We start from the raw sequence: 19870 nt of genomic DNA, 5'->3' as shown, positions 1-19870 counted from the left end.
GGGGAATACGGGCTGGGATTGCAAAACGGGATTATCAAAACAACGCGCGCACTCTAACCGCTGTGCTCCATCGGGCGCCAGCCATGGCGCTGCATAACCACCCGTTCGTTATGGATACGCACGCCTTCGGCGCGTAAACGAGCGCGCTGTTCATCGCCAGAGAGGGTGCCGGCAAGCAGGCTGAGTCGTCCGCCGGCGGCCACCACGCGATGCCAGGGCAGCGTGCTGTCCGGCGGCAGCTGGCTGAGGGTGCGTCCAACCCAGCGTGCGGCGCGGCCAAGCCCCGCCAGTTCGGCCAACTGACCGTAGCTGACCACTTTGCCTTCCGGTACCTGCGCCAGCGTCAGGTACAGCGCCGCCCGCCGTGCCTCGGCGCTTGCTGCCGGTCCGGGAGCCCAGGCATGCTCTGCCGCTTCGAACTCACCCTTTGCCTGTCGATCAATCATGCTGCTACGCGTCCTGCTGTCACGAATCGTGTTGTTAACCGCTTTGTCGGGCCTGGCCACGTCGGCCTGGGCGGACAGCGTCTGGCTGAATAATGGCGATCGCCTGAGTGGCGAAATCCTGCTGCTCGATGGCGGCAAGCTGGCGCTGCAAACCAAGTATGCCGGTCAGGTGCTGATCGACTGGAAGGATATCGACACCCTGCGTTCGGACAAACCCCTGCTGCTGCGTCGGGCCGGCCTCGACAGCGAGCATAGCAAGCGCCTGGAAGCCGCCGGCAAGGGTATGGTGCGGGTGCTCAACTCGACCAGCGAGACCGTGCCGCTGGCCAGCATCACCCGTCTGGTGCCACCGCGACCGTTGCTGCAGGACCGGGTCTGGGAAGGCAACCTGGACGCCAAGCTGGACGTGCAGCGTAATGACGATGAAACCGATGAGTGGCACCTCAAGGGCAATACCCGCATCGAGCATGGCCGCTGGCGCCATGTGCTGACCGGCGAGTTGGAGCGCGAAACCCAGAACGACGAACAAACCGACAACAATTGGCAGTATGAGTACGACCTCGACCGCTTTCTCACCGAGCACTGGTTCTGGCGCGCGGGCATCGAGGTGCAGCGCGACGAGTTCGACACCATCGAGCGCCAGCGCATGCTCGGCACTGGCCCCGGCTATCGCTTCTGGGACAACGAACTGGGGCGCTTCGACCTGATCGGCAAGTTCAACCAGGTCAACTTCGAGACTGTCCAGGGGGATCTGGAATTCAACACCTACTCGCTGGAGTGGGATTACAAACGCCTGCTCTGGGGTACGCGGCTGGAGTTTTACAGCAACGCGGAGTTGCAGATCCCGCAGATCCGCGAGATCGACTACGCGCTCGACAGCGAATTCGGTTTGCGTTATCGCCTCAACAGTTGGGCCCGCCTGTCGCTGCTCTATGAATTGAATCAGACCAGTGGCGTGGCCGGGATAAGCAGTTCCGATAGGCGCTACCTGCTGGGTGTCGGGGTCGGTTGGTAAGGGCCGGCGGTTCTGGCTAGCGTGCGCGTCGGTCAGTCCGGTTGAACTCTGCCGGCTGCTACCGGTCAGTCCTTGCACTGGCGATGGGCGTACGGATAATGCCCAGCCTTTCGCGAACCGGAGTAGTCGCCATCCCTATGCTGTCGAAAAGAAAGCTGTCTAGAACGCTGTTGTCCGTTGCCCTCTCGCTCGTTGCGGGGCCTTTGCTAGCCGATACGGTGTGGTTGAAAAACGGTGATCGGCTGTCAGGCACGATCAAACTCTTCGATGGTGGCAAGCTGGTCCTGGAGACCGACTACGGCGGTGCCATCGTGCTCGACTGGAAAAAGATCGCGACCCTGGAAAGCGACCGCGAGATGCTGGTCAAGCTGGATGAGGTGAACGGCGAGCGGGCCAAGTCGTTGCAAGCGGCCGAGCCCGGCAAAGTCACCCTGGTCAACGGTGACGCGCCGAAGACCGTGGAACTGGCCAGCATCGAGCAGATCATGAAACCCAAGCCGCTGGTCGAGGACCTCGTCTGGAAGGGTAATGTCGATGTCGGGCTCGACTATAAACGTGCGGAGACCGACACCGACGACTACGACGTCGATTTCAAGACCAAGGCGCGCCATGGCCGCTGGCGGCACAACGCCGAGGGTGGCTATAACCGCGAAACCCAGAACGAGGTGGTCACCACCGACAACTGGGATGCCGAATACGCCCTCGACCGCTTTCTCGACGAACATTGGTTCTGGCAGGGCCGCCTGAGCTACAAGCGTGACAAGGTCGAAGAGGTTTCCGAGCAGCGCACCATCGGTACCGGTCCCGGTTACCAGTTCTGGGACGATGAGCTGGGTGCCTTCTCCCTGGCGACCCTGGTCAACCGCAATGACTACGAGTACCAGGATGGCGGCAACAGTGACTTCTACTCACTGGGCCTGAAGTGGGATTACAACCGCTACCTGGTGGGCAAGAGCGTCGAATTGTTCAGCAGTGGCGAAGTCGGCAAGCCGATTGGTGGCGACACCGATTACGAGCTGGATGCCGAAGCCGGGCTGCGCTACAAGGTCACGGATTGGGCCTCGTTGAATGTGAAGGCGGAGAAAAACCTGGTCAGCGGCGCCGAGGACGGCGAGCTGGACGAAACGCGTTATAGCGTTGGTTTCGGGGTTGGCTGGTAAGAACCCATCCAGTGTCTACTGCGCTTGGTGATGCTGCGTTGACAACAGGATCGAAATGCGCATTGACTGCAGTCAACTCCGCTTCCGCGCCTGTTTTCACCTGGCCTGACCTACGCTCGCGACGACCTTGAACAGGTTCTGCGCCTCTGCGCCGGCCCCATAAAAAACCCCGCGATTGCGGGGTTTTTTATGGGGCCGGCGGCGATCAGAGACGCAGGCCACCGTCCAGTTCGAGGATGCGACCGGTGTAGTAGTCGTTTTCCAGGATATAGGCGACCGAGTGAGCGATCTCCGTCGGCTTGCCCATGCGCTTGAGCGGGATGCCCGAGGTCATCTTCTCCAGGGCTTCGGGCTTCATGCCGAGGGTCATTTCGGTTTCGATGAAGCCCGGTGCCACGCCGGCGACACGGATGCCGTAACGCGCCAGTTCCTTGGCCCAGACCACGGTGTCGGCGGCTACGCCAGCCTTGGCTGCGGAGTAGTTGGCCTGGCCGACGTTGCCGGCACGGGAGATCGAGGAAATATTGACGATCGCGCCTTCATTTTTCAGCTCGATCATCTTCGCCGCCACTTCGCGGGTGCAGAGGAATACGCCGGTCAGGTTGACGTCGATCACCGACTGCCACTGCGCCAGGCTCATCTTGGTCATTTCGCCATCTTTGATTCGGATGGTCAGGCCGTCACGCAGGATACCGGCGTTGTTGACCAGGCCATTGATGGCGCCGAAGTCTTCGGCGATCTGCGCCACGGTGTGCGTTACCTGCTCTTCATTGGCGACGTTGCACAGGTAGGCCCGCGCGTCGCCACCGGCGGCCTTGCAGGCGGCCACGGCTTCGTCGAGCTTTTCCTGATTGAGATCGACCAGGGCCAGCTTGGCGCCTTTGGCTGCCAGGTACTCGCCCATTGCGCGGCCCAGTCCCTGGCAGCCGCCGGTGATGATGATGACTTTGTCTTTCAGTTGCATGCCAATCCCCCAAAGGTGTGTCGTGTTACCCCGCTGGCGCTGCGAGTCGCTATGCTGAGCGCCTGTCCGTTTTCGACGAATTCTGTGCGAGGAGTCATAAGGTGAGCGTGAAAGCCGGCAAGCATGCCCGAGAATTGCTACTCAAGGAATACCGTGGGGTGCTCTCCACCCAGTCCAAAGCCATGCAGGGCTACCCTTTCGGATCGGTGGTGCCGTATTGCCTGGACGAACAGGGCCGGCCGCTGATCCTGATCAGCCGCATTGCCCAGCACACCCACAATCTGCAGCTCGAACCCAAGTGTTCGCTGCTGGTTGGCGAGCGCGACGCGCAGGATGTGCAGGCCGTCGGGCGCCTGACCCTGCTGGCGCAAGCGCGCCAGTTGCATGACGCGCCGGCGATCAGCGCGGCGGCGGAGCGCTATTACCGCTATTTTCCCGGTTCGCAGGGCTACCACCAAGCGCATGACTTCGATTTTTGGGTCTTGGAGCCGGTGCGCGGCCGCTATATCGGTGGTTTCGGCGCCATCCACTGGGTCGACAGCGTCACCTTGGCCAACCCCTTCGCCGGCGCGGCGGAGCTGAGCATGGTCGAGCACATGAACAATGACCACGCCAGCGCCATCGCCCATTACGTCGAGCTGGCCGGTTTGCCGCGTGAGCCCCAGGCGCAACTGGCTGGGATCGACAGCGAGGGTTTCCACCTGCGCATCGGCCAGGCGTTGCACTGGTTGGCCTTTCCAACATCCTGTAACAGTCCCGGTGAAGTGCGCCAAGCCTTGGTGGCGCTGGCGCGTGCCGAGAGTTTGCCGACCGACGGAGCGGAGCAGGGTTGAATTTTTCCTGCTCCATCATCATTTAAGCTGTATTGAAGGTCATTCCTCCGTCCCTGGGATCGTGTTGATGCGTGTTTTTCTGTTCCTTTTCCTGCTTTTTCCGCTGATCGAACTGGCCCTGCTGATCAAGGTCGGCAGTGTTATCGGCGTGTTGCCGACCCTGCTGCTGATTATCGGCAGTGCCGTGCTCGGTAGCGTGCTGCTGCGGGTTGCCGGGGTCGCCACTGCCTGGCGTGCCCGTGAGCGTCTGGCGCGCGGCGAACTGCCCGAGCAGGAAATGCTCGAAGGCCTGTTGATTGCGGTCGGTGGCGGCCTGCTGCTGTTGCCGGGCTTTATCAGCGACATCTTCGGCCTGCTTTGCCTGCTGCCGTTCACCCGCCGGCTGCTGGTGAACAAAATGCGCCAGCGTGCGGTCGATCAGGCCATGCGCCAGCGCGCCTTCGCCGATGATCTGCAAGCGCGTTCCGGGCCGACCCGGCCGAACGTCATCGAAGGCGAGTTCGAGCACCGCGACTCTTAAAGATTTTTCATTCCCGCCCTTGAATTCCCCTTGTTAGCCCCTATGTAGTGGTCACCGCAAGGTCTCTGTCGGCAACGACAGTCAGTCTTCTGCGGTCCGCTCTGCGGGCCGCAACCGGCAACGCCGGATACGTTAATCAGCTGGTGCATAAACCGGCGGCTTTAAATCACCTTACTTGGGAGAGATCGACAATGAAGCTTCGTCCTCTGCATGACCGCGTCGTAATCCGTCGCAGTGAAGAAGAATCGAAAACCGCTGGTGGCATCGTTCTGCCGGGTTCCGCCGCTGAAAAGCCGAACCGTGGCGAGATCCTCGCTGTGGGTACCGGCCGCGTGCTGGACAACGGTGAAGTGCGTGCGCTGGCCGTGAAAGTCGGCGACAAAGTGGTATTCGGTCCTTACTCCGGCAGCAACACCATCAAAGTTGACGGCGAAGACCTGCTGGTAATGAGCGAGAACGAAATCCTGGCCGTTGTCGAAGGCTGATTTCAGCGCTACGTCGCTACGAATTCCGTTCTACCGAAACGAATTGAGGAATAACGATCATGGCTGCAAAAGAAGTTAAATTCGGCGATTCCGCCCGTAAGAAAATGCTGGCTGGTGTTAACGTCCTGGCTGACGCGGTAAAAGCGACCCTCGGCCCGAAAGGCCGTAACGTGATCATCGAGAAGAGCTACGGCGCTCCGACCATCACCAAGGACGGCGTTTCCGTCGCCAAAGAAATCGAGCTGAAAGACCGCTTCGAGAACATGGGCGCGCAGCTGGTCAAAGACGTTGCCTCCCGTGCCAACGATGACGCGGGCGACGGCACCACCACCGCTACCGTTCTGGCTCAGTCGATCGTCAACGAAGGCCTGAAAGCCGTCGCTGCCGGCATGAACCCGATGGACCTCAAGCGCGGCATCGACAAAGCGACCATCGCTATCGTTGCCCAGCTGAAAGCCCAATCCAAGCCATGCGCTGACACCAAAGCCATCGCTCAGGTCGGCACCATCTCCGCCAACTCCGACAACTCGATCGGCGACATCATTGCCCAGGCAATGGAAAAAGTCGGTAAAGAAGGCGTGATCACCGTTGAAGAAGGCTCGGGCCTGGAAAACGAACTGTCGGTTGTTGAAGGCATGCAGTTCGACCGTGGCTACCTGTCCCCGTACTTCATCAACAAGCCGGACACCATGGTTGCCGAGCTGGACAGCCCGCTGATCCTGCTGGTCGACAAGAAGATCTCGAACATCCGCGAAATGCTGCCAGTTCTGGAAGCCGTGGCCAAAGCTGGCCGTCCGCTGCTGATCGTTGCCGAAGACGTCGAAGGCGAAGCCCTCGCGACTCTGGTGGTGAACAACATGCGCGGCATCGTTAAAGTCGCCGCCGTCAAGGCCCCGGGCTTTGGCGACCGTCGCAAGGCCATGCTGCAGGACATCGCCGTTCTGACTGGCGGTACCGTGATTTCCGAAGAAATCGGCCTGAGCCTGGAAAGCGCTACCCTGGAACACCTGGGTAATGCCAAGCGCGTGATCCTCAGCAAAGAAAACACCACGGTCATCGACGGTGCTGGCGTTCAAGCTGATATCGAAAGCCGCGTTGCACAGATCCGCAAACAGGTTGAAGACACTTCGTCCGACTACGACCGTGAAAAACTGCAAGAGCGCCTGGCCAAACTGGCTGGCGGTGTTGCCGTGATCAAGGTTGGCGCCGGTTCCGAAGTTGAAATGAAAGAGAAGAAAGCCCGCGTTGAAGACGCCCTGCACGCCACCCGCGCAGCCGTTGAAGAAGGCGTGGTACCTGGCGGTGGTGTTGCCTTGGTGCGTGCTCTGCAAGCCATCGAAGGTCTGAAGGGCGACAACGCCGATCAGGACGTCGGTATCGCGCTGCTGCGTCGCGCCGTTGAAGCGCCGCTGCGTCAGATCGTGGCCAACTCCGGTGACGAGCCGAGCGTTGTGGTCGACAAGGTCAAGCAAGGTTCGGGTAACTTCGGTTACAACGCTGCGACCGGCGAGTACGGCGACATGATTGAAATGGGCATCCTCGACCCGGCTAAAGTGACCCGTTCTGCTCTGCAGGCCGCGGCCTCGATCGCCAGCTTGATGATCACCACCGAAGCGATGATCGCTGAAATCGTGGAAGACAAGCCTGCTGGCGGCGGCATGCCGGACATGGGCGGCATGGGTGGCATGGGTGGCATGATGTAAGCCGACCAGCCCTTATGGTCTGATCACGCTGTAGAAGAAACCCCGCCTGGTGCGGGGTTTTTTTATGGGCGCAATTCGGCACCTGTGTAGGACGCCCTGCACACCGTACGGGAACTGGAATGGTCTTTGGACTTGTGCGCGCTGCTTCAGCTGCGCTGGGTTGACGGTTCTTCGCGACTGGAGTCGCTCCTGCCCCTATGCTCATCAACCTGCCGAGCGGGGCGATAGAGCACGGCGTAGTAAGAACCCAGGCAGATCAGCCAGCAGAACAGTGCGGTCCACAGGTTGTGGGAGAAAAAGTGCGCGCCCTGCAGCATCCGGCCGATGGAGAAAATGCTGCCCAGGGCTAGCGCGAAGATAAACCCGGCCCGTGCCAGGTGCGGTCGGCGGTCACGCCAGACGAAGAACAACACGAACAACGTGAAGCCGGCTGCGGCATGGCCGCCCGGCCAGCAGCGCCCTGGCTTGTCGGTGGGCGGGCGCGGGCTGAGCAGTGCGCTGTAGGTTTCCTTGCCGCCAAATTGGCTGAGGCTCCACGGGCATTGCACGGCCGTGACGGCTTTCATCGGTGTGACGAAGCTGGTGGACAGGGCCATGGCCAGCACCACGTAGCTGAGCTGTCGGCGCATCGGCTTCAAGCGCTCGATGAACAGGCTCGTCAGCAGCCCGAGGATCGACAGCATAGCGAAGGCGATCACCACCTGTTTGGCGCGATCATGCAGCACATCTTCGAGGAAGGCGCTGTGCCGGCCGATAAAACCCACGCCAGGCTCATAGGCCAGGTTGGCGATGGCGAAGTCCAGGCGCGTGGGTTCGACGATCAACAGCAGGGCCATGATGGCCAACGGCAGGCCCAGGCAAAGCCAGGGATTCAGCGGTGCAGAGTAACGGTGGGCAGGAGTCGACGGCATGCGGAGTCCGGGCGGTGGGCGAAGAGGTTTACGCGGCGGTGTCGCTGCGCGAGGTGGTTCTGTGGTGTTGAGCGTTTGCGGCGGTTACGGCTGGCCGGCCCTGACGGAGCGGAATGGGCGATAGTCTGTGGCGCGGCCTGTGGTCAGGGCGTGAATCAAGTGTGAAAAATCTGTCAAAAGCGCCGGCAGTGGGGGTGCTTCGAGTTAAGGTTGGCGCACGACGAGGAAAGTACTGATGCGAATTCTGTTGGTCGAAGACAATCGCGACATTCTGGCCAACCTGGCCGATTACCTGGGTATGAAAGGCTATACCGTCGACTGTGCGCAGGATGGCCTGTCCGGCCTGCACCTGGCGGCGACCGAGCATTACGACCTGGTCGTGCTCGACGTCATGTTGCCCGGGATGGACGGCTACAGCCTCTGCAAGCGCCTGCGCGAGGATGCGCGCCGCGATACCCCGGTGATCATGCTCACCGCCCGTGACCAGTTGGATGATCGCCTGCAAGGCTTTCGTTCCGGTGCCGACGACTACCTGGTAAAGCCTTTCGCCCTTTCCGAATTGGCGGCGCGCATCGAAGCGGTGATGCGCCGCACCCAAGGCGGCGGGCGGCGCTGCCTGCAGGTGGCGGACCTGACCTACGACCTCGACACCTTGCAGGTCAGCCGCGGTGGGCGGCCGCTCAAGCTCAACCCGATCGGCCTCAAGCTGCTGGCCGTGCTGATGCAGAAAAGCCCCCATGTGCTGCGCCGCGAGGTGCTGGAGGAAGCATTGTGGGGCGACGACTGCCCGGACAGCGACAGCCTGCGCAGCCACGTTCACCAATTGCGTCAGGTGATCGATAAACCCTTCCCCAAGGCGTTGCTGCAAACCGTGCATGGCGTGGGTTATCGCCTGGCGGAGGCGAGCGATGGAGTTTAAGCGCAGCCTGTCACACCGGATCGTGATTGCCTTTGTATTGATGACGTCGCTGGTGGCCGGTGCCTTTGCCCTGGGGATCGTCGAAACCGTGCATCTGGTCGAAGAAAAGCTGCTCTCCGGCGAACTGGGTGGCGATCTGGATCGCTTGCTGCAGATGGACAGCATGGCGGAGTGGCGCCTGCGCCCGGAGCCGGAGCAGTTGTTCTACTTCTCGGGTGGCCGTGATGAGTTCGCTTTGCCGGACGATCTCCGGGAGCTGACGCCGGGTTTTCATGAGGTGTTTCGCGGCGAGCTGTCGTACCACGCTTTTGTCCGCGTGGTGGACGGCCGGCATTATGTCTTGCTGCAGGATCAAAGCGAGTTCGAAGACCGCGAGCGGGTGTTGTTCTCCACGGTATGGATTGGTTTTCTGCTCTGTATTGTCCTGGCCGTGGTCCTGGGCCGGCTGCTGGCACGCAAGGTGATCGAGCCGGTCGTGCGCCTGGCGTTGCAGGTGCGTCATCGCGACCAGTTGTTGGCCATGGCGCCGCCCTTGGCGCCGGATTACGCCGCTGATGAAGTCGGGCAACTGGCGGCGGCCTTCGATGCCACGCTCGGTCTGCTGCGCCATGCGCTGACCCGCGAGCGGCTGTTCACCAGTGATGTCAGCCATGAGTTGCGTACGCCCTTGATGGTGCTGGCCAGCTCCTGCGAACTGCTGCTGGCCAATACCGGCCTGGACGCGCGTGCCCGCGCCCAGGTGGAGCGCATTGCGCGGGCCTGCGAAGAGATGCGCGATCTGGTGCAAACCTTCTTTCTCCTGGCACGAGCGCAGAATGAGGATGCCAGCGCCGCACCCGCGCTCAGCCTGGGCGCGGTGGCGGACGAGTTGGTGGAGCAGTGGCGCGCGCCGATCGAGAGCAAGGGGCTGCAGTTCGACTATCGTCCCGCTGCGTCGCCGGGCGGTAGTTTCAACGCAACCTTTCTGCGCGCGGTGATGGGCAACCTGCTGCGCAACGCCCTGCACTACACTGAAACCGGGCGGATCAGCCTGTGCGTGCTGGACGACGGCTTTATCGTCGAAGACAGCGGCGTCGGCATTCCCGAGAGCGAGCGCGAGGCCATGTTCCAGCCCTTCGTGCGTGGCGGCAGCCAACGTGGCGATGGCTTGGGTCTGGGGTTGTCGCTGGTGCAGCGTATCTGCGAAAGCCAAGGCTGGCTGGTCAGCCTCGCGGCGGTAGAGCCACGCGGATGTAGGTTTCTGGTCAGGCTGGGTGCTGGACCGGCTTAGGTTTCATTACTGGTACCGTTGAGCCGGGTGTCCGTGTCGTGGGGTATTGATTACGCTTCGCAGCTTATTTTCCTGGCTCCAGTCGAAGACCTGTGCCGCCGGTCGCGCTAAGTATTTAACGGATTTTTCACATGGTGTTGACCTGGTCTTGACGGCGGGTTGTTTATGGTTCGGTGATCATCCTCAGGAGATGGCCCCATGAAAAATCAGATTGATCTCGAGTTCTCCAACAAATACGACCAGGAGCATGCGCAAGAGTATCTGCGTAAGCATCGGGACGGCGGTTGGCGTAAGTTGTCGAACTGGCGTGATCAGAGCCTGGCCCGCCAAGCCCTGGCTCTGGCGGGTGAGCCGGGCCTGGTGCTGGACCTGCCGTGCGGCGCCGGACGTTTCTGGCCCATGCTGGCGGAAAAGTCCAACCGCGTGATCATCGGCGCCGACAACTCGGCGCAAATGCTTAAAGTCGCCTGTGCGGCGCAACCCGCCGAAGTGGTCAAGCGGGTACGGCCATTGCAGACCTCGGCATTCGCCATTGATCTGCCAGACAATGCGGTGGACAGTATTTTCTGTATGCGCTTGCTGCACCATGTGGGCGATGCCGAGCACCGGCTTGCGCTGCTGCGCGAATGCAAGCGGGTAACACGTGACAGCTTGATCGTTTCACTGTGGGTCGATGGCAACTACAAGGCCTGGAAGCGTAAACGTCTGGAGCAACGTCGGCAGGCTGAGCGTGGCCAGGGCGGTTACCAGAATCGCTTCGTGATCCCTGCCGCGATCGCTGAGGCGGAGTTCCGTCAGGCGGGCTTCAGAGTTCAGGAACATTTGGACTTCATACCGCTGTATGCCATGTGGCGTATTTATGTACTGCGTAAAGGGTGACCAAGCATGAGTGAAGCGCCATATTCGACCCCGGCATTTGCCGCGCCGCAAGCATTCGAGCGCTGGTGGCAGCAGCACGGCGAGTGGGTTGAAGCGCCGAATCAACGGCGCGGTGGCGAGAGCGGTGTGCAGCGCATCCATGATGCTGGCGGGCGGTTGTTGTATGTCAAACGCCAGGTTGGCCATCTCTACCGCAGCTTGCGGCATCCTTTCGGGCAGCCGACGGTGCTGCGTGAGCGCAATGCCTTGGAAAGCTTTCTGCGACTCGGGGTGCGAGTCCCCGAGGTGGTGTATTGCGGTGCGTCGTGCGATACGGATAAAAGCTGGCGCGGGTTGCTGGTGACGGTCGCGCTGGACGGTTTTCAGGAGGTCGACAACTGGTACGCCAGTGGCGGCCGCGAGCGCTATGGCGAGCAATTGCATCAGCACATGCTGCATGAGCTGGGTGCGATGCTGGCGCGCTTGCACCTGGGGCATTGGCAGCACAGCTGCCTGTACGCCAAGCACGTATTTGTGCGGGTGACGGGGGAGGGCGCTACGGCTCGGGTGGAGGTGGCGCTGCTGGACTTGGAGAAGGCGCGGCGGCGGTTGAGCCGGCAACGTGCGGCCCGCCACGACCTGCGGCAGCTAAAACGCCATTCGTCGTGGAGTGCAGCGGATTGGCAGCAACTGATCTACGGTTACCAGACGGCGTTTGGCAGCGCTATCAAGGGGTTGCAATAATGAAGCTAGAAATCGCACGAGGTTTGTTTCTCGTAGGGGCTCTAGGTATGGCGTCCCTCGCTGTTGCAGCCTGGCATGAGCCAGGTCCTGGGGTGTTGAGTGCGCACGACACCACAGACTATTGCCCGGTGCCGGCTAATGCCAAAGCCAAAGTGCAGGTGCGTCCGGACCATGACTTGCTGCTGCTGATGTTTGGTCTGTCCCAGGGTGGGACGCGCTAGAAGACAGTCGCTATTTCGTCTGCGCCGAAACAAAAAGCCCCGCATGTGCGTAATGCTGTTCACTTAAGCATTTGAACGCCAGCCGGGCTTCCCCGAGAATCCGATGCCAGTCTTCCTGGTATCGGATTTTTTATGTCTTTCCAACAGCATCTGCTCGATCTGGGCGAGCTATTCAACTTCTCCGACCTGAGCACCTTCACCCAGAACATCCCAATCGAGTGGGTGGCGTCCGCGCTTGATCTTTCCTCTCAGGCCACCATCCGCCGTCGTCGGCTACCTGCCGATCAGGTGCTCTGGCTGGTGCTAGGCATGGCGCTCTTCCGCGATGAGCCTGTCCATGAGGTGGCCAGGCGTCTAAACATTTGTGCCCAGGGACTGGCTTCGGATTGCTTGCTGGCCAAAAGTGGTGTCACTGAGGCTCGCAAGCGGCTTGGCGCCGAGCCGGTCGAGTGGCTGTTCCGCAAAACTGGCAGCCAATGGGGAGGCGAACGCTATAGCGATGACACCTGGCGGGGGCTGCAGGTTTTTGCCGTGGACGGGGCACTCATGCGCACGCCCGATACGCCTGAACTACGGGACCATTTCGGGTCTGGCAATACCTCCACCGAGCGCCAGACGCCCTTCCCCATGATGCGTCTTGTAGCCTTGATGAATGTGCGCTCCCATTTGATTCTGAATGCCCAGCTGAGCCCCTATCGGCGCAGTGAAATGCGCCTGGCCGATGAGTTTTTGCAACAGATCCCCAACCATTCGGTCACGTTGTTCGATAAAGGCTTCTGGAGTGCTGATTTGCTGCTGAAAGTGGCCACGGCCGGTGACAACCGACACTGGTTGATCCCCGCTCGTCAGGGCCTGATCAGCGAGGAGGTGATCCGTTACGGCAAGCAGGATCGCCTGCTGCGTATGAAGGTTTCACCGCAGGCGAGAAAGCGTAACCCAGACCTACCAACCTACTGGGACGTGCGTGAAGTCAGCTATGCAGTGCAGGGCAAAGTGAAAACCGTCCTGACCTCGCTACCGGCCGACGCCTACAGCGCCGAAGCCGTTGCAGAGCTGTACCAGGAGCGCTGGGAAATTGAACTGGGCTTCAGGGATATCAAAAGCTCCATGCAGCAGAATGCCGCAACCCTGCGCAGCAAGAAGATTGACCTGATCTACCAGGAAGTTTGGGGATTGCTGCTGGCCTACAACATCATTCGTCGGGAGGCGAGTCAGGCGGCGGTAGCGTTTGGACGCACCCCGTCCGATATACGCTTCAAGCCGGCTTGCCAGTACATCGCCGTGCAGCTGATCGTGATGGCCGCTGCCAATCCACTGTCGGCAACAGGTAGACGCTTGTCGGCTTTGCGGGCGGGCATCGGAGGGTTGTTTCTGGATCACCGTCCAAGGCCATCACGACCAAGGACGGTGAAAATTTCCAAGACCCGTTACCCAGTTAACCGCAATGCTGCTCCGCTTAAGTGAACAGCATTACCGCATGTGCGGGGTTTTTTGTTGACTCGGGCGCGGTCAGTGCGGCGTTACCGGCTCAGCCTGGAGTGCCGCCGCCGGTGCATCCGGCTTGGCCAGCAAGCTGTAGACGCAAGGCAGTACGAACAGGGTGAACAGGGTGCCGACCGACATGCCGGTGGCGATCACCAGGCCGATATCGAAACGGCTGACCGCCCCGGCGCCGCTGGCGAGGATCAGCGGCACCATGCCAAAGACCATCGCCGCCGTGGTCATCAGCACCGGCCGCAGGCGGATCGAGGCCGCTTCCTCGACCGCTTCGCGGCGTGACAGGCCTTTCTCGCGGCGCAACTGATTGGCGAACTCGACGATCAGAATGCCGTGCTTGGTGATCAGGCCGATCAAGGTCACCAGGCCCACCTGGGTGTAGATGTTCATGCTGGAGAAGCCGAGGAACAACGGGACTAGTGCTCCGCAGATCGACAGGGGCACCGTCACCATGATCACCAGCGGGTCGCGGAAGCTTTCGAACTGCGCGGCCAGCACCAGGAAGATCAACGCCAACGCCAAGCCGAAGGTGACGTATAGCGCGCTGCCTTCTTGCACGTACTGGCGCGAGGCGCCGGCATAGTCGAAGGCGAAACCGCGTGGCGCTTCCTCCTCGGCGATCTGCCGGACGGTCTCGATGGCCTCGCCCATGCTGACACCGGGCATGCCCTGGATGATCGCCGAGTTGAGTTGCTGGAACTGGTTCAACTGCGTCGGTCGCGCCTGGTCATGCACCTTGATCAGGGTCGCCAGCGGCAGCATTTCGCCACTGGCGTTCTTCACGTAGTAGTTGCTCAGCCAGCCCGGGTTGTCGCGGTAGGCGCGCTCGACCTGGGCAATCACCTTGTAGCTGCGCCCTTCGATGGTGAACCGGTTGATCTCGCCTTCGCCCAGCAGCGTTGCCAGGGTCAGGCCCAGATCCTCCATCGACACGCCCATCTGCGCCGCCTTGGCGCGGTCGATGTCGACCACCACTTCGGGTTTGTCAAAGGCCAGGTCGACATCGAGGAAATAGAATTTTCCGGACTCCTGGGCGCGCTTCTTCACGCGCTCGGTAACCTGCAACAGCGACTCGTAGTCGTTCGGTGTGTTGATCACGAACTGGAACGGCAGGCCGTCGCCGGTGCCTGGCAGCGACGGCAGGTTGAAGCCGAAGATCTGCAGTCCGGGAATCTCGCCCAGTTTTTCCTGCACCAGCGGTAGCAGTTCCATCTGCGTGCGCTCGCGCTCGTCCCAGGGCTTGAGCAGGAAGCCGCCGATGCCTGACTGCACACCGCTGATACCGTTGATCTGGAACGACGAGTAGTACTCGGGGAACTCCTTGAAGATCTTCACGAACTGCTCGGTGTAGGCATTCAGGTAGTTGAGGTTGGTTGGCTGCGGCGCGGTGGCCATCAGGAACACGATGCCCTGGTCTTCGTCCGGGGCCAGTTCACTCTTCATGAACATCGGGTTCAGCATGACCGGTATGAGCAGCATGATGATCAAGGCCAGTACCACAACCACCGGACGGGTATTGAGGGTGCCATGCAGTGCGCGCTGATAACGTTGCTTGAGCCGGTCGAAAATCTTATCGAGCCGGTGGGCCAGGCCAGTGGGGTTTTCCTCGTGGCGCAGCAGTTTGGAGCACATCATCGGCGACAGGGTCAGGGCGACGATGCCGGAGATGATCACGGCGCCGGCCAGGGTCAGGGCGAACTCCTTGAACAGGGCGCCGGTCAGGCCTTCGAGGAAGCCGATGGGGGCGTAGACGGCCGCCAGGGTGACGGTCATCGACACCACCGGCACGGCGATCTCGCGGGCGCCCTCGATGGCCGCGTCGAACGGCGTTTTGCCTTCCTCGATATGGCGATGGATGTTCTCCACCACCACGATGGCATCGTCCACCACCAGGCCGATCGCCAGCACCATGGCCAGCAGCGTCAGCAGGTTGATCGAGTAGCCCATCAGCTGCATGAAGAACATCACGCCGATCATCGACAGCGGAATGGTGATGACCGGGATCAGCACCGAGCGCAGCGCGCCGAGGAACAGGAAGACCACGACTATGACGATCAACACCGCTTCGAACAGGGTTTTCACCACCTCGTCGATGGAGGCCTGGATAAACAGTGTGGCGTCGTAGGCGATGGAGACTTTCAAATTGGGTGGCAGCTGTGCCTCCAACTCAGGCAACAGCTTGCGCACTTCCTTGATCACATCCAGCGGGTTGGCGCCGGGCGTACCCTTGATGCCGATATACACCGAGGGCGTGCCGTCGAAGGAGCTGATCGAGTCGTAGTTCTCGGCGCCCATTTCCACCCGGGCGATATCGCCGATCAGTACGCGGCTGTCACCGACAGTCTTGAGCGGAATCGCGGCGAAGGCCTCGGCGGATTTGAGGTCGGTACTGGCGTTGATGCTGGTGACCGTGTACTGGCCCTTCACTTCGCCGGCGGCGGAGAGGAAGTTGTTGCGCCGCACCGCGTCGTTGACATCCTGCGCGGTGATGCCATAGGCCGCGAGCTTCACCGGGTCGAGCCACAGGCGCATGGCGAAGACCTGGTTACCGAGAATTTCCGCCTCGGCCATGCCTGGCAACGTCGCCAGCTTGGGCTGGATCACCCGTGACAGGTAGTCGGTGATCTGCGGGTTGCTCAGCTCGTCGCTGTAAAAACTGATGTACATCAGCGCCGAGGCGTCGGCCGCCTCTTTGCTCAGCACCGGGTCTTCGGCGTCCTGCGGCAGCTGGTTCTTGACCTCGTTGGCCTTGGCCAGCAGCTCGGTGAACAGTCGGTCGCTGTCGGCGCCGATGCGCGCGTAAATCGAGACGATCGAGACATTCTGCCGGCTCTCCGAGGTCATGTAGTCGATGCCTTCGGCGCTCGCCAGGCTCTGTTGCAACGGCTGAGTTATGTAGCCCTGGATGGTCTCGGCGTTGGCCCCGGGGTAAGCGGTGGCCACCGTGATCAGGGCGTTCTCCATCTGCGGGTATTGGCGGATGGTCAGTTTGCCGAAGGCCTGGAAACCCAGCAGGATGATCAGCAGGCTGACCACGGTCGCCAGCACCGGGCGACGGATAAACGGATCGGTAAAAGCCATGAAGTGATTCCTTGGCGCCGGCGGCGGTCAGTTGCTGGGCTGACTGTTCGAGGCGGCGGATGGGGTCTGGTCGGCGGCGATGCTCACAGATGAGCCGTTATCCAGCTTCAACTGGCCGGCAGTCACCACCTGTTCGCCCTTGGCGAGTCCTTTGAGGATTGTCACCTGGCCATCGCGGCGTTCGCCGCTCTCGACGAAACGTCGTTCTACCAGCAACTGCGCTTGGCCCTTGGCGTCTTTCTGCGGTTGACCGTCCGCGCCTTTTTTCTCGCTGATCACGTACACCGAGTTGCCGTAGAGGGTGTAGGTGAGGGCGGTTTCCGGCACCACCACGCGGCTGGTCTCGCCCGGCAGCAGCACGTCCAGGTTGGCGAACATGCCCGGCAGCAGCTTGCCGTCCGGGTTGTTCAACATGGCGCGCACTTGCACGTTGCGCGTGGTTTCTTCGACTTTCGGGTTGATCGCGCCGATATCGCCTTCGAAGACTTCACCCGGATAAGCGGCGACGCTGAAGCGCACGCGCTGACCGATGCTCAGCAGCGGCACGGACTGTTCGGGCAGGAAGAAATCGACGAACAAGGTGCTGACATCTTGCAGGGTGGCGATGATGGTGCCGCTGGAGACGAAGTCGCCGACATCGACCTGGCGGATGCCGATGGTGCCGGCAAACGGCGCGAGGATGCGCTTCTTGGCCAGAATGGCCTTCAATTGCGCGACTCGGGTAATGGCCTTTTGCAGCTCGGCGGAGAGCCGGTCGAACTCGCTTTTGGAGAGCGCCTGACGGCTGAGCAGGCTACGCGCGCGCTCGAATTCGACCCGCGCCAGGCCCAGTTCGGCCTCGGAAGTGGCCAGGGTCGCCTGTTCGACATCGCTGTCCAGCTGCACGATGGGCTGATTCAGCGTGACCTTCTCGCCGGAGAGAAACAGCACATCTTTCACCGTGCCGCTGGCTTCCACGGTCAGGTCCACACCCTGGAAAGCCTTGAGCGTGCCGATGGCCGGCAACCGGCTCTGCCAGGGTATTTCCACGGCCTGGGCGGCGGATACGCTGATCGGTGGCGGCGCAGCGGAAAAGGTCTGGATCTGCTGGTAGAAGGAGAAGGCTTTGTAGGCTGCAAGGGCGAGCACCACGAGGGTGACACCGCCCAGCATGATCAGCATGCGGCGGAGCAACATATTCCGGTTCCTTGGCAGGGCCAAAATGGGGGCCTGGGAATAGGCAAGGGCAGTACCTTAGTCCCACTGCTCCGGGCAAGTCAAAACCACGGCTTTGCAAATAGTTGCAGCGCGCTATGAGCGAAACTCAATGTTGCGCCTATCAAGGGCCTGAGCCGCTGGGACCGGCATTTACCAGATAGGGTTGTGGCGCTTCAGGGGGGCGGCGAGAGGGTGGGAGGGCGGCACATCCCTGTGCCGGGCCGCCTGCAGGGCTTAAGCGCTCAGACGCTGGGTGACCTCGCTGAGTTGACCCGAGAGGTCGCGCAGGTCATGGCTGGCGGCTTCGGTGCGTTGTACGTTTTCCTGGTTGGTGGTGGCAATGGCGGTAATCTCGGTGAGGTTGCGCGAGATGTCCTCGGCCACCGAGGTCTGCTCTTCGGCGGCGGTGGCGATCTGCCGGTTCATGTCGCGAATCGCCTCGACCGCGCTGGTGATGCGTTGCAGCATGACGCCGGCCTCGGTGACTTGCTCGACTCCTTCCTCGCTGCGGCTCTGGCCACTCTCGATGGCGCGCACGGCGTTCAGTGCACCGGTCTGTACGGTGTCGATGATCTGGTGGATTTCGGCGGTGGACTGCGCGGTGCGCTGCGCCAGGGTGCGCACCTCGTCGGCGACCACGGCAAAACCACGGCCGGCGTCCCCGGCGCGAGCGGCCTCGATGGCGGCGTTGAGCGCCAGCAGGTTGGTCTGCTCGGCAATCCCGCGAATCACTTCCAGCACCTTGCCAATGCGCCCGCTGTCGCTTTCCAGTTGGCGAATCACCTCGGCGGTGTTGGCGATTTCGCCGCGCATGTGGGTGATGGTGCTGATCGTCGACTTCATCACCTTGTCGCCCTGCTGGGCCGACTGGTCGGCATCGTCGGCCGCGCGCGCGGCTTCGGCGGCATGCCGGGCGACTTCCTGGGCGGTCGCGGACATCTCATGCATCGCCGTGGCGACCTGGTCGGTACGCGAGAATTGCTCGGCGGTACCCTGTGCCATCAGGCTGGCGATGGCATGCAGTTCGCCGCTGGCGTTGTCCAGGTCGGCGGTGCTGCGTTGCAGGCGGGTGAAGGTGTCGGCGAGGAAGTCACGCAGGGTATTGGCGGCCACGGCCAGCTTGCCCAGTTCGTCGCGTCGGCCGGTATCGACCCGTTGGCCGAAATTGCCCTGGCTGAGCTGGGCGATATGTTCGATCAGGCTCTTGATCGGTGCGATCAGGTTGCGATTGACCAGCCACAGGCTGAACAACGCAATCAGCACGCTGGACCCGAGCAGCACCAGCGTGCCGTAAAGCCCGGTACGGTCGGCGCTGGCGCTGATGGCCTGGGCCTGTTCCTGGCTGCGCTGGTGCAGTTGACTGACCAGCGTGGTCATCTGCTCGCTGGCGGCGCGGTCGATGCCCTTCACCGCCGCATCGCCGACCTTGGCATCGGCATCGGCGCCGATAAAGGCATCCCGGCCTTTGCGATAGGCTGTGCCGAGGCTTTGATGCTCGCGGCGCAGGCGTTCCACCTGGGTTTTCAGGGCGCTGTCCGTGCCGGCTTCACTGGCCAGTTGGGCGAGGATGTCCTGCACCTTGCGTTCCTGGGCTTCGAACTGGCCCCAATATTTGTCCCGGTCGGCCGGCTCTTTGCCGCGCAGCAGGACGTTCTTCCACTCTTGCACTTGCACCTTGAACTCGAGGTTGGCGGTGTCCACCAACTGCGACTGTTGCAACGGACCATCGAGCAGCCCGCGGTAGGCCTGGATGCCGCCGGAGAGGAAGTGGAAGCAGGCCAGGGCAATCAGCAGGGTCAGCAGCAGGCTGCCGCCCAGGAGGGCAAGAATCTGCGCGCGAAGGGAGCTTTGTAGGAGCATGGGCAACGCCTCTAAATGACTAATTGGGTATCCAACCGTCCATGCTGACGAGGGTAACGAGGCGTTATGACTTCCATGTGGCTCTGTAGCGGCGGATTCAGCGCCAGGCCTGTGCGGCTGCAGCGCTGCCGGCTGGGCTTTTGGGCCTGGCGAGCACGGGGGTGGTTTGCATAGAGTCGGCCACGG

The 19870-nt window shown here is 61.6% G+C and carries 18 protein-coding genes and 1 pseudogene; 12 read left to right on the top strand and 7 right to left on the bottom strand.

Going from position 1 to position 19870, the window contains the following annotated elements:
- Positions 1 to 53: 53 nt before the first annotated feature.
- Complete coding sequence (locus AC3IYG_RS17825) at positions 54 to 446, bottom strand: MGMT family protein (protein WP_489310666.1); 393 nt, start codon at positions 444 to 446, stop codon at positions 54 to 56.
- On the opposite strand from AC3IYG_RS17825, the gene AC3IYG_RS17820 reads away from it, so the two are divergent.
- Entirely contained in the window at positions 445 to 1461 is a 1017-nt protein-coding gene (locus tag AC3IYG_RS17820) for a DUF481 domain-containing protein (RefSeq protein ID WP_489310664.1), read from the top strand. The genes AC3IYG_RS17825 and AC3IYG_RS17820 overlap by 2 nt on opposite strands.
- A 137-nt stretch (positions 1462 to 1598) precedes the next feature.
- Positions 1599 to 2621 (top strand): DUF481 domain-containing protein, encoded by a 1023-nt coding sequence (locus AC3IYG_RS17815; protein WP_489310662.1) that lies wholly within the window; start codon positions 1599 to 1601, stop codon positions 2619 to 2621.
- A 205-nt stretch (positions 2622 to 2826) separates the two neighbouring features.
- Here AC3IYG_RS17815 and AC3IYG_RS17810 read toward each other — a convergent pair whose 3' ends face one another.
- Positions 2827 to 3585, bottom strand: a complete 759-nt coding sequence (locus AC3IYG_RS17810) for an SDR family oxidoreductase (protein WP_489310660.1) — start codon at positions 3583 to 3585, stop codon at positions 2827 to 2829.
- A 101-nt stretch (positions 3586 to 3686) separates the two neighbouring features.
- On the opposite strand from AC3IYG_RS17810, the gene AC3IYG_RS17805 reads away from it, so the two are divergent.
- The 4 genes from AC3IYG_RS17805 to groL all read left to right on the top strand — a co-directional run bounded on the left by AC3IYG_RS17805 (position 3687) and on the right by groL (position 7126).
- Positions 3687 to 4418 carry a HugZ family pyridoxamine 5'-phosphate oxidase gene (locus tag AC3IYG_RS17805; protein WP_489310658.1) on the top strand — a complete coding sequence of 244 codons (732 nt, stop codon included), beginning with the start codon at positions 3687 to 3689 and terminating at the stop codon, positions 4416 to 4418.
- A 67-nt stretch (positions 4419 to 4485) separates the two neighbouring features.
- Positions 4486 to 4938, top strand: coding sequence for an FxsA family protein (locus AC3IYG_RS17800; RefSeq protein WP_489310656.1), 453 nt, complete (start codon positions 4486 to 4488; stop codon positions 4936 to 4938).
- A 191-nt stretch (positions 4939 to 5129) separates the two neighbouring features.
- Positions 5130 to 5423: a co-chaperone GroES gene (locus AC3IYG_RS17795; protein ID WP_489310654.1), complete on the top strand. Its 294-nt coding sequence runs from the start codon at positions 5130 to 5132 to the stop codon at positions 5421 to 5423.
- A 59-nt stretch (positions 5424 to 5482) separates the two neighbouring features.
- Positions 5483 to 7126 (top strand): chaperonin GroEL, encoded by a 1644-nt coding sequence (gene groL / locus AC3IYG_RS17790; RefSeq protein WP_489310652.1) that lies wholly within the window; start codon positions 5483 to 5485, stop codon positions 7124 to 7126.
- 146 nt (positions 7127 to 7272) lie between these two features.
- Here groL and AC3IYG_RS17785 read toward each other — a convergent pair whose 3' ends face one another.
- On the bottom strand, positions 7273 to 8037 hold the full coding sequence (locus AC3IYG_RS17785; protein WP_489310650.1) for a phosphatase PAP2 family protein: 765 nt from the start codon (positions 8035 to 8037) through the stop codon (positions 7273 to 7275).
- Positions 8038 to 8272: 235 nt separating this feature from the next.
- Between AC3IYG_RS17785 and AC3IYG_RS17780 the strand changes: the two genes are divergently transcribed.
- The 6 genes from AC3IYG_RS17780 (at position 8273) to AC3IYG_RS17755 (ending at position 13513) form a co-directional block, all read left to right on the top strand.
- Complete coding sequence (locus tag AC3IYG_RS17780) at positions 8273 to 8956, top strand: response regulator transcription factor (RefSeq protein WP_489310648.1); 684 nt, start codon at positions 8273 to 8275, stop codon at positions 8954 to 8956.
- Positions 8946 to 10226 (top strand): sensor histidine kinase, encoded by a 1281-nt coding sequence (locus AC3IYG_RS17775; protein ID WP_489310646.1) that lies wholly within the window; start codon positions 8946 to 8948, stop codon positions 10224 to 10226. Before AC3IYG_RS17780 ends, AC3IYG_RS17775 begins: the two co-directional genes overlap by 11 nt.
- 198 nt (positions 10227 to 10424) lie before the next feature.
- Positions 10425 to 11105 (top strand): class I SAM-dependent methyltransferase, encoded by a 681-nt coding sequence (locus AC3IYG_RS17770; RefSeq protein WP_489310644.1) that lies wholly within the window; start codon positions 10425 to 10427, stop codon positions 11103 to 11105.
- A gap of 6 nt (positions 11106 to 11111) precedes the next feature.
- A complete protein-coding gene (locus AC3IYG_RS17765; protein WP_489310642.1) occupies positions 11112 to 11828 on the top strand; it encodes a lipopolysaccharide kinase InaA family protein in 717 nt (238 codons plus the stop codon).
- On the top strand, positions 11828 to 12049 hold the full coding sequence (locus AC3IYG_RS17760; protein WP_489310640.1) for a hypothetical protein: 222 nt from the start codon (positions 11828 to 11830) through the stop codon (positions 12047 to 12049). The genes AC3IYG_RS17765 and AC3IYG_RS17760 overlap by 1 nt, the downstream gene beginning before the upstream one ends.
- Before the next feature lie 132 nt (positions 12050 to 12181).
- Positions 12182 to 13513, top strand: a complete 1332-nt coding sequence (locus tag AC3IYG_RS17755; protein ID WP_489309617.1) for an IS4 family transposase — start codon at positions 12182 to 12184, stop codon at positions 13511 to 13513.
- Between the two features lie 45 nt (positions 13514 to 13558).
- On the opposite strand, the gene AC3IYG_RS17750 is transcribed toward AC3IYG_RS17755, so the two are convergent.
- The 4 genes and pseudogenes from AC3IYG_RS17750 to AC3IYG_RS17735 all read right to left on the bottom strand — a co-directional run.
- Positions 13559 to 16627: a multidrug efflux RND transporter permease subunit gene (locus AC3IYG_RS17750; protein WP_489310638.1), complete on the bottom strand. Its 3069-nt coding sequence runs from the start codon at positions 16625 to 16627 to the stop codon at positions 13559 to 13561.
- A gap of 27 nt (positions 16628 to 16654) precedes the next feature.
- Positions 16655 to 17803 carry an efflux RND transporter periplasmic adaptor subunit gene (locus AC3IYG_RS17745; RefSeq protein WP_489310636.1) on the bottom strand — a complete coding sequence of 383 codons (1149 nt, stop codon included), beginning with the start codon at positions 17801 to 17803 and terminating at the stop codon, positions 16655 to 16657.
- Between the two features lie 255 nt (positions 17804 to 18058).
- Positions 18059 to 18763 carry a methyl-accepting chemotaxis protein gene (locus tag AC3IYG_RS17740; protein ID WP_489313949.1) on the bottom strand — a complete coding sequence of 235 codons (705 nt, stop codon included), beginning with the start codon at positions 18761 to 18763 and terminating at the stop codon, positions 18059 to 18061.
- A gap of 228 nt (positions 18764 to 18991) precedes the next feature.
- Positions 18992 to 19201, bottom strand: a pseudogene (locus AC3IYG_RS17735) (methyl-accepting chemotaxis protein); the annotation flags it as partial.
- Positions 19202 to 19870: the final 669 nt, after the last annotated feature.

This window comes from Pseudomonas sp. KH_027 (assembly GCF_057838565.1).
The sequence above is the reverse complement of the archived record's forward strand: the minus strand, read 5'-3'. Positions and strand labels throughout refer to the sequence as shown.

Coding starts and splice junctions, on each gene's coding strand:
- AC3IYG_RS17755 (WP_489309617.1), top strand. CDS start 12,182: ATGTCTTTCCAACAGCATCTGCTCGATCTGGGCGAGCTATTCAACTTC.
- AC3IYG_RS17770 (WP_489310644.1), top strand. CDS start 10,425: ATGAAAAATCAGATTGATCTCGAGTTCTCCAACAAATACGACCAGGAG.
- AC3IYG_RS17815 (WP_489310662.1), top strand. CDS start 1,599: ATGCTGTCGAAAAGAAAGCTGTCTAGAACGCTGTTGTCCGTTGCCCTC.
- AC3IYG_RS17825 (WP_489310666.1), bottom strand. CDS start 446: ATGATTGATCGACAGGCAAAGGGTGAGTTCGAAGCGGCAGAGCATGCC.
- AC3IYG_RS17820 (WP_489310664.1), top strand. CDS start 445: ATGCTGCTACGCGTCCTGCTGTCACGAATCGTGTTGTTAACCGCTTTG.
- AC3IYG_RS17775 (WP_489310646.1), top strand. CDS start 8,946: ATGGAGTTTAAGCGCAGCCTGTCACACCGGATCGTGATTGCCTTTGTA.
- AC3IYG_RS17795 (WP_489310654.1), top strand. CDS start 5,130: ATGAAGCTTCGTCCTCTGCATGACCGCGTCGTAATCCGTCGCAGTGAA.
- AC3IYG_RS17800 (WP_489310656.1), top strand. CDS start 4,486: ATGCGTGTTTTTCTGTTCCTTTTCCTGCTTTTTCCGCTGATCGAACTG.
- groL (WP_489310652.1), top strand. CDS start 5,483: ATGGCTGCAAAAGAAGTTAAATTCGGCGATTCCGCCCGTAAGAAAATG.
- AC3IYG_RS17740 (WP_489313949.1), bottom strand. CDS start 18,763: ATGTCCGCGACCGCCCAGGAAGTCGCCCGGCATGCCGCCGAAGCCGCG.
- AC3IYG_RS17745 (WP_489310636.1), bottom strand. CDS start 17,803: ATGTTGCTCCGCCGCATGCTGATCATGCTGGGCGGTGTCACCCTCGTG.
- AC3IYG_RS17780 (WP_489310648.1), top strand. CDS start 8,273: ATGCGAATTCTGTTGGTCGAAGACAATCGCGACATTCTGGCCAACCTG.
- AC3IYG_RS17750 (WP_489310638.1), bottom strand. CDS start 16,627: ATGGCTTTTACCGATCCGTTTATCCGTCGCCCGGTGCTGGCGACCGTG.
- AC3IYG_RS17785 (WP_489310650.1), bottom strand. CDS start 8,037: ATGCCGTCGACTCCTGCCCACCGTTACTCTGCACCGCTGAATCCCTGG.
- AC3IYG_RS17765 (WP_489310642.1), top strand. CDS start 11,112: ATGAGTGAAGCGCCATATTCGACCCCGGCATTTGCCGCGCCGCAAGCA.
- AC3IYG_RS17760 (WP_489310640.1), top strand. CDS start 11,828: ATGAAGCTAGAAATCGCACGAGGTTTGTTTCTCGTAGGGGCTCTAGGT.
- AC3IYG_RS17810 (WP_489310660.1), bottom strand. CDS start 3,585: ATGCAACTGAAAGACAAAGTCATCATCATCACCGGCGGCTGCCAGGGA.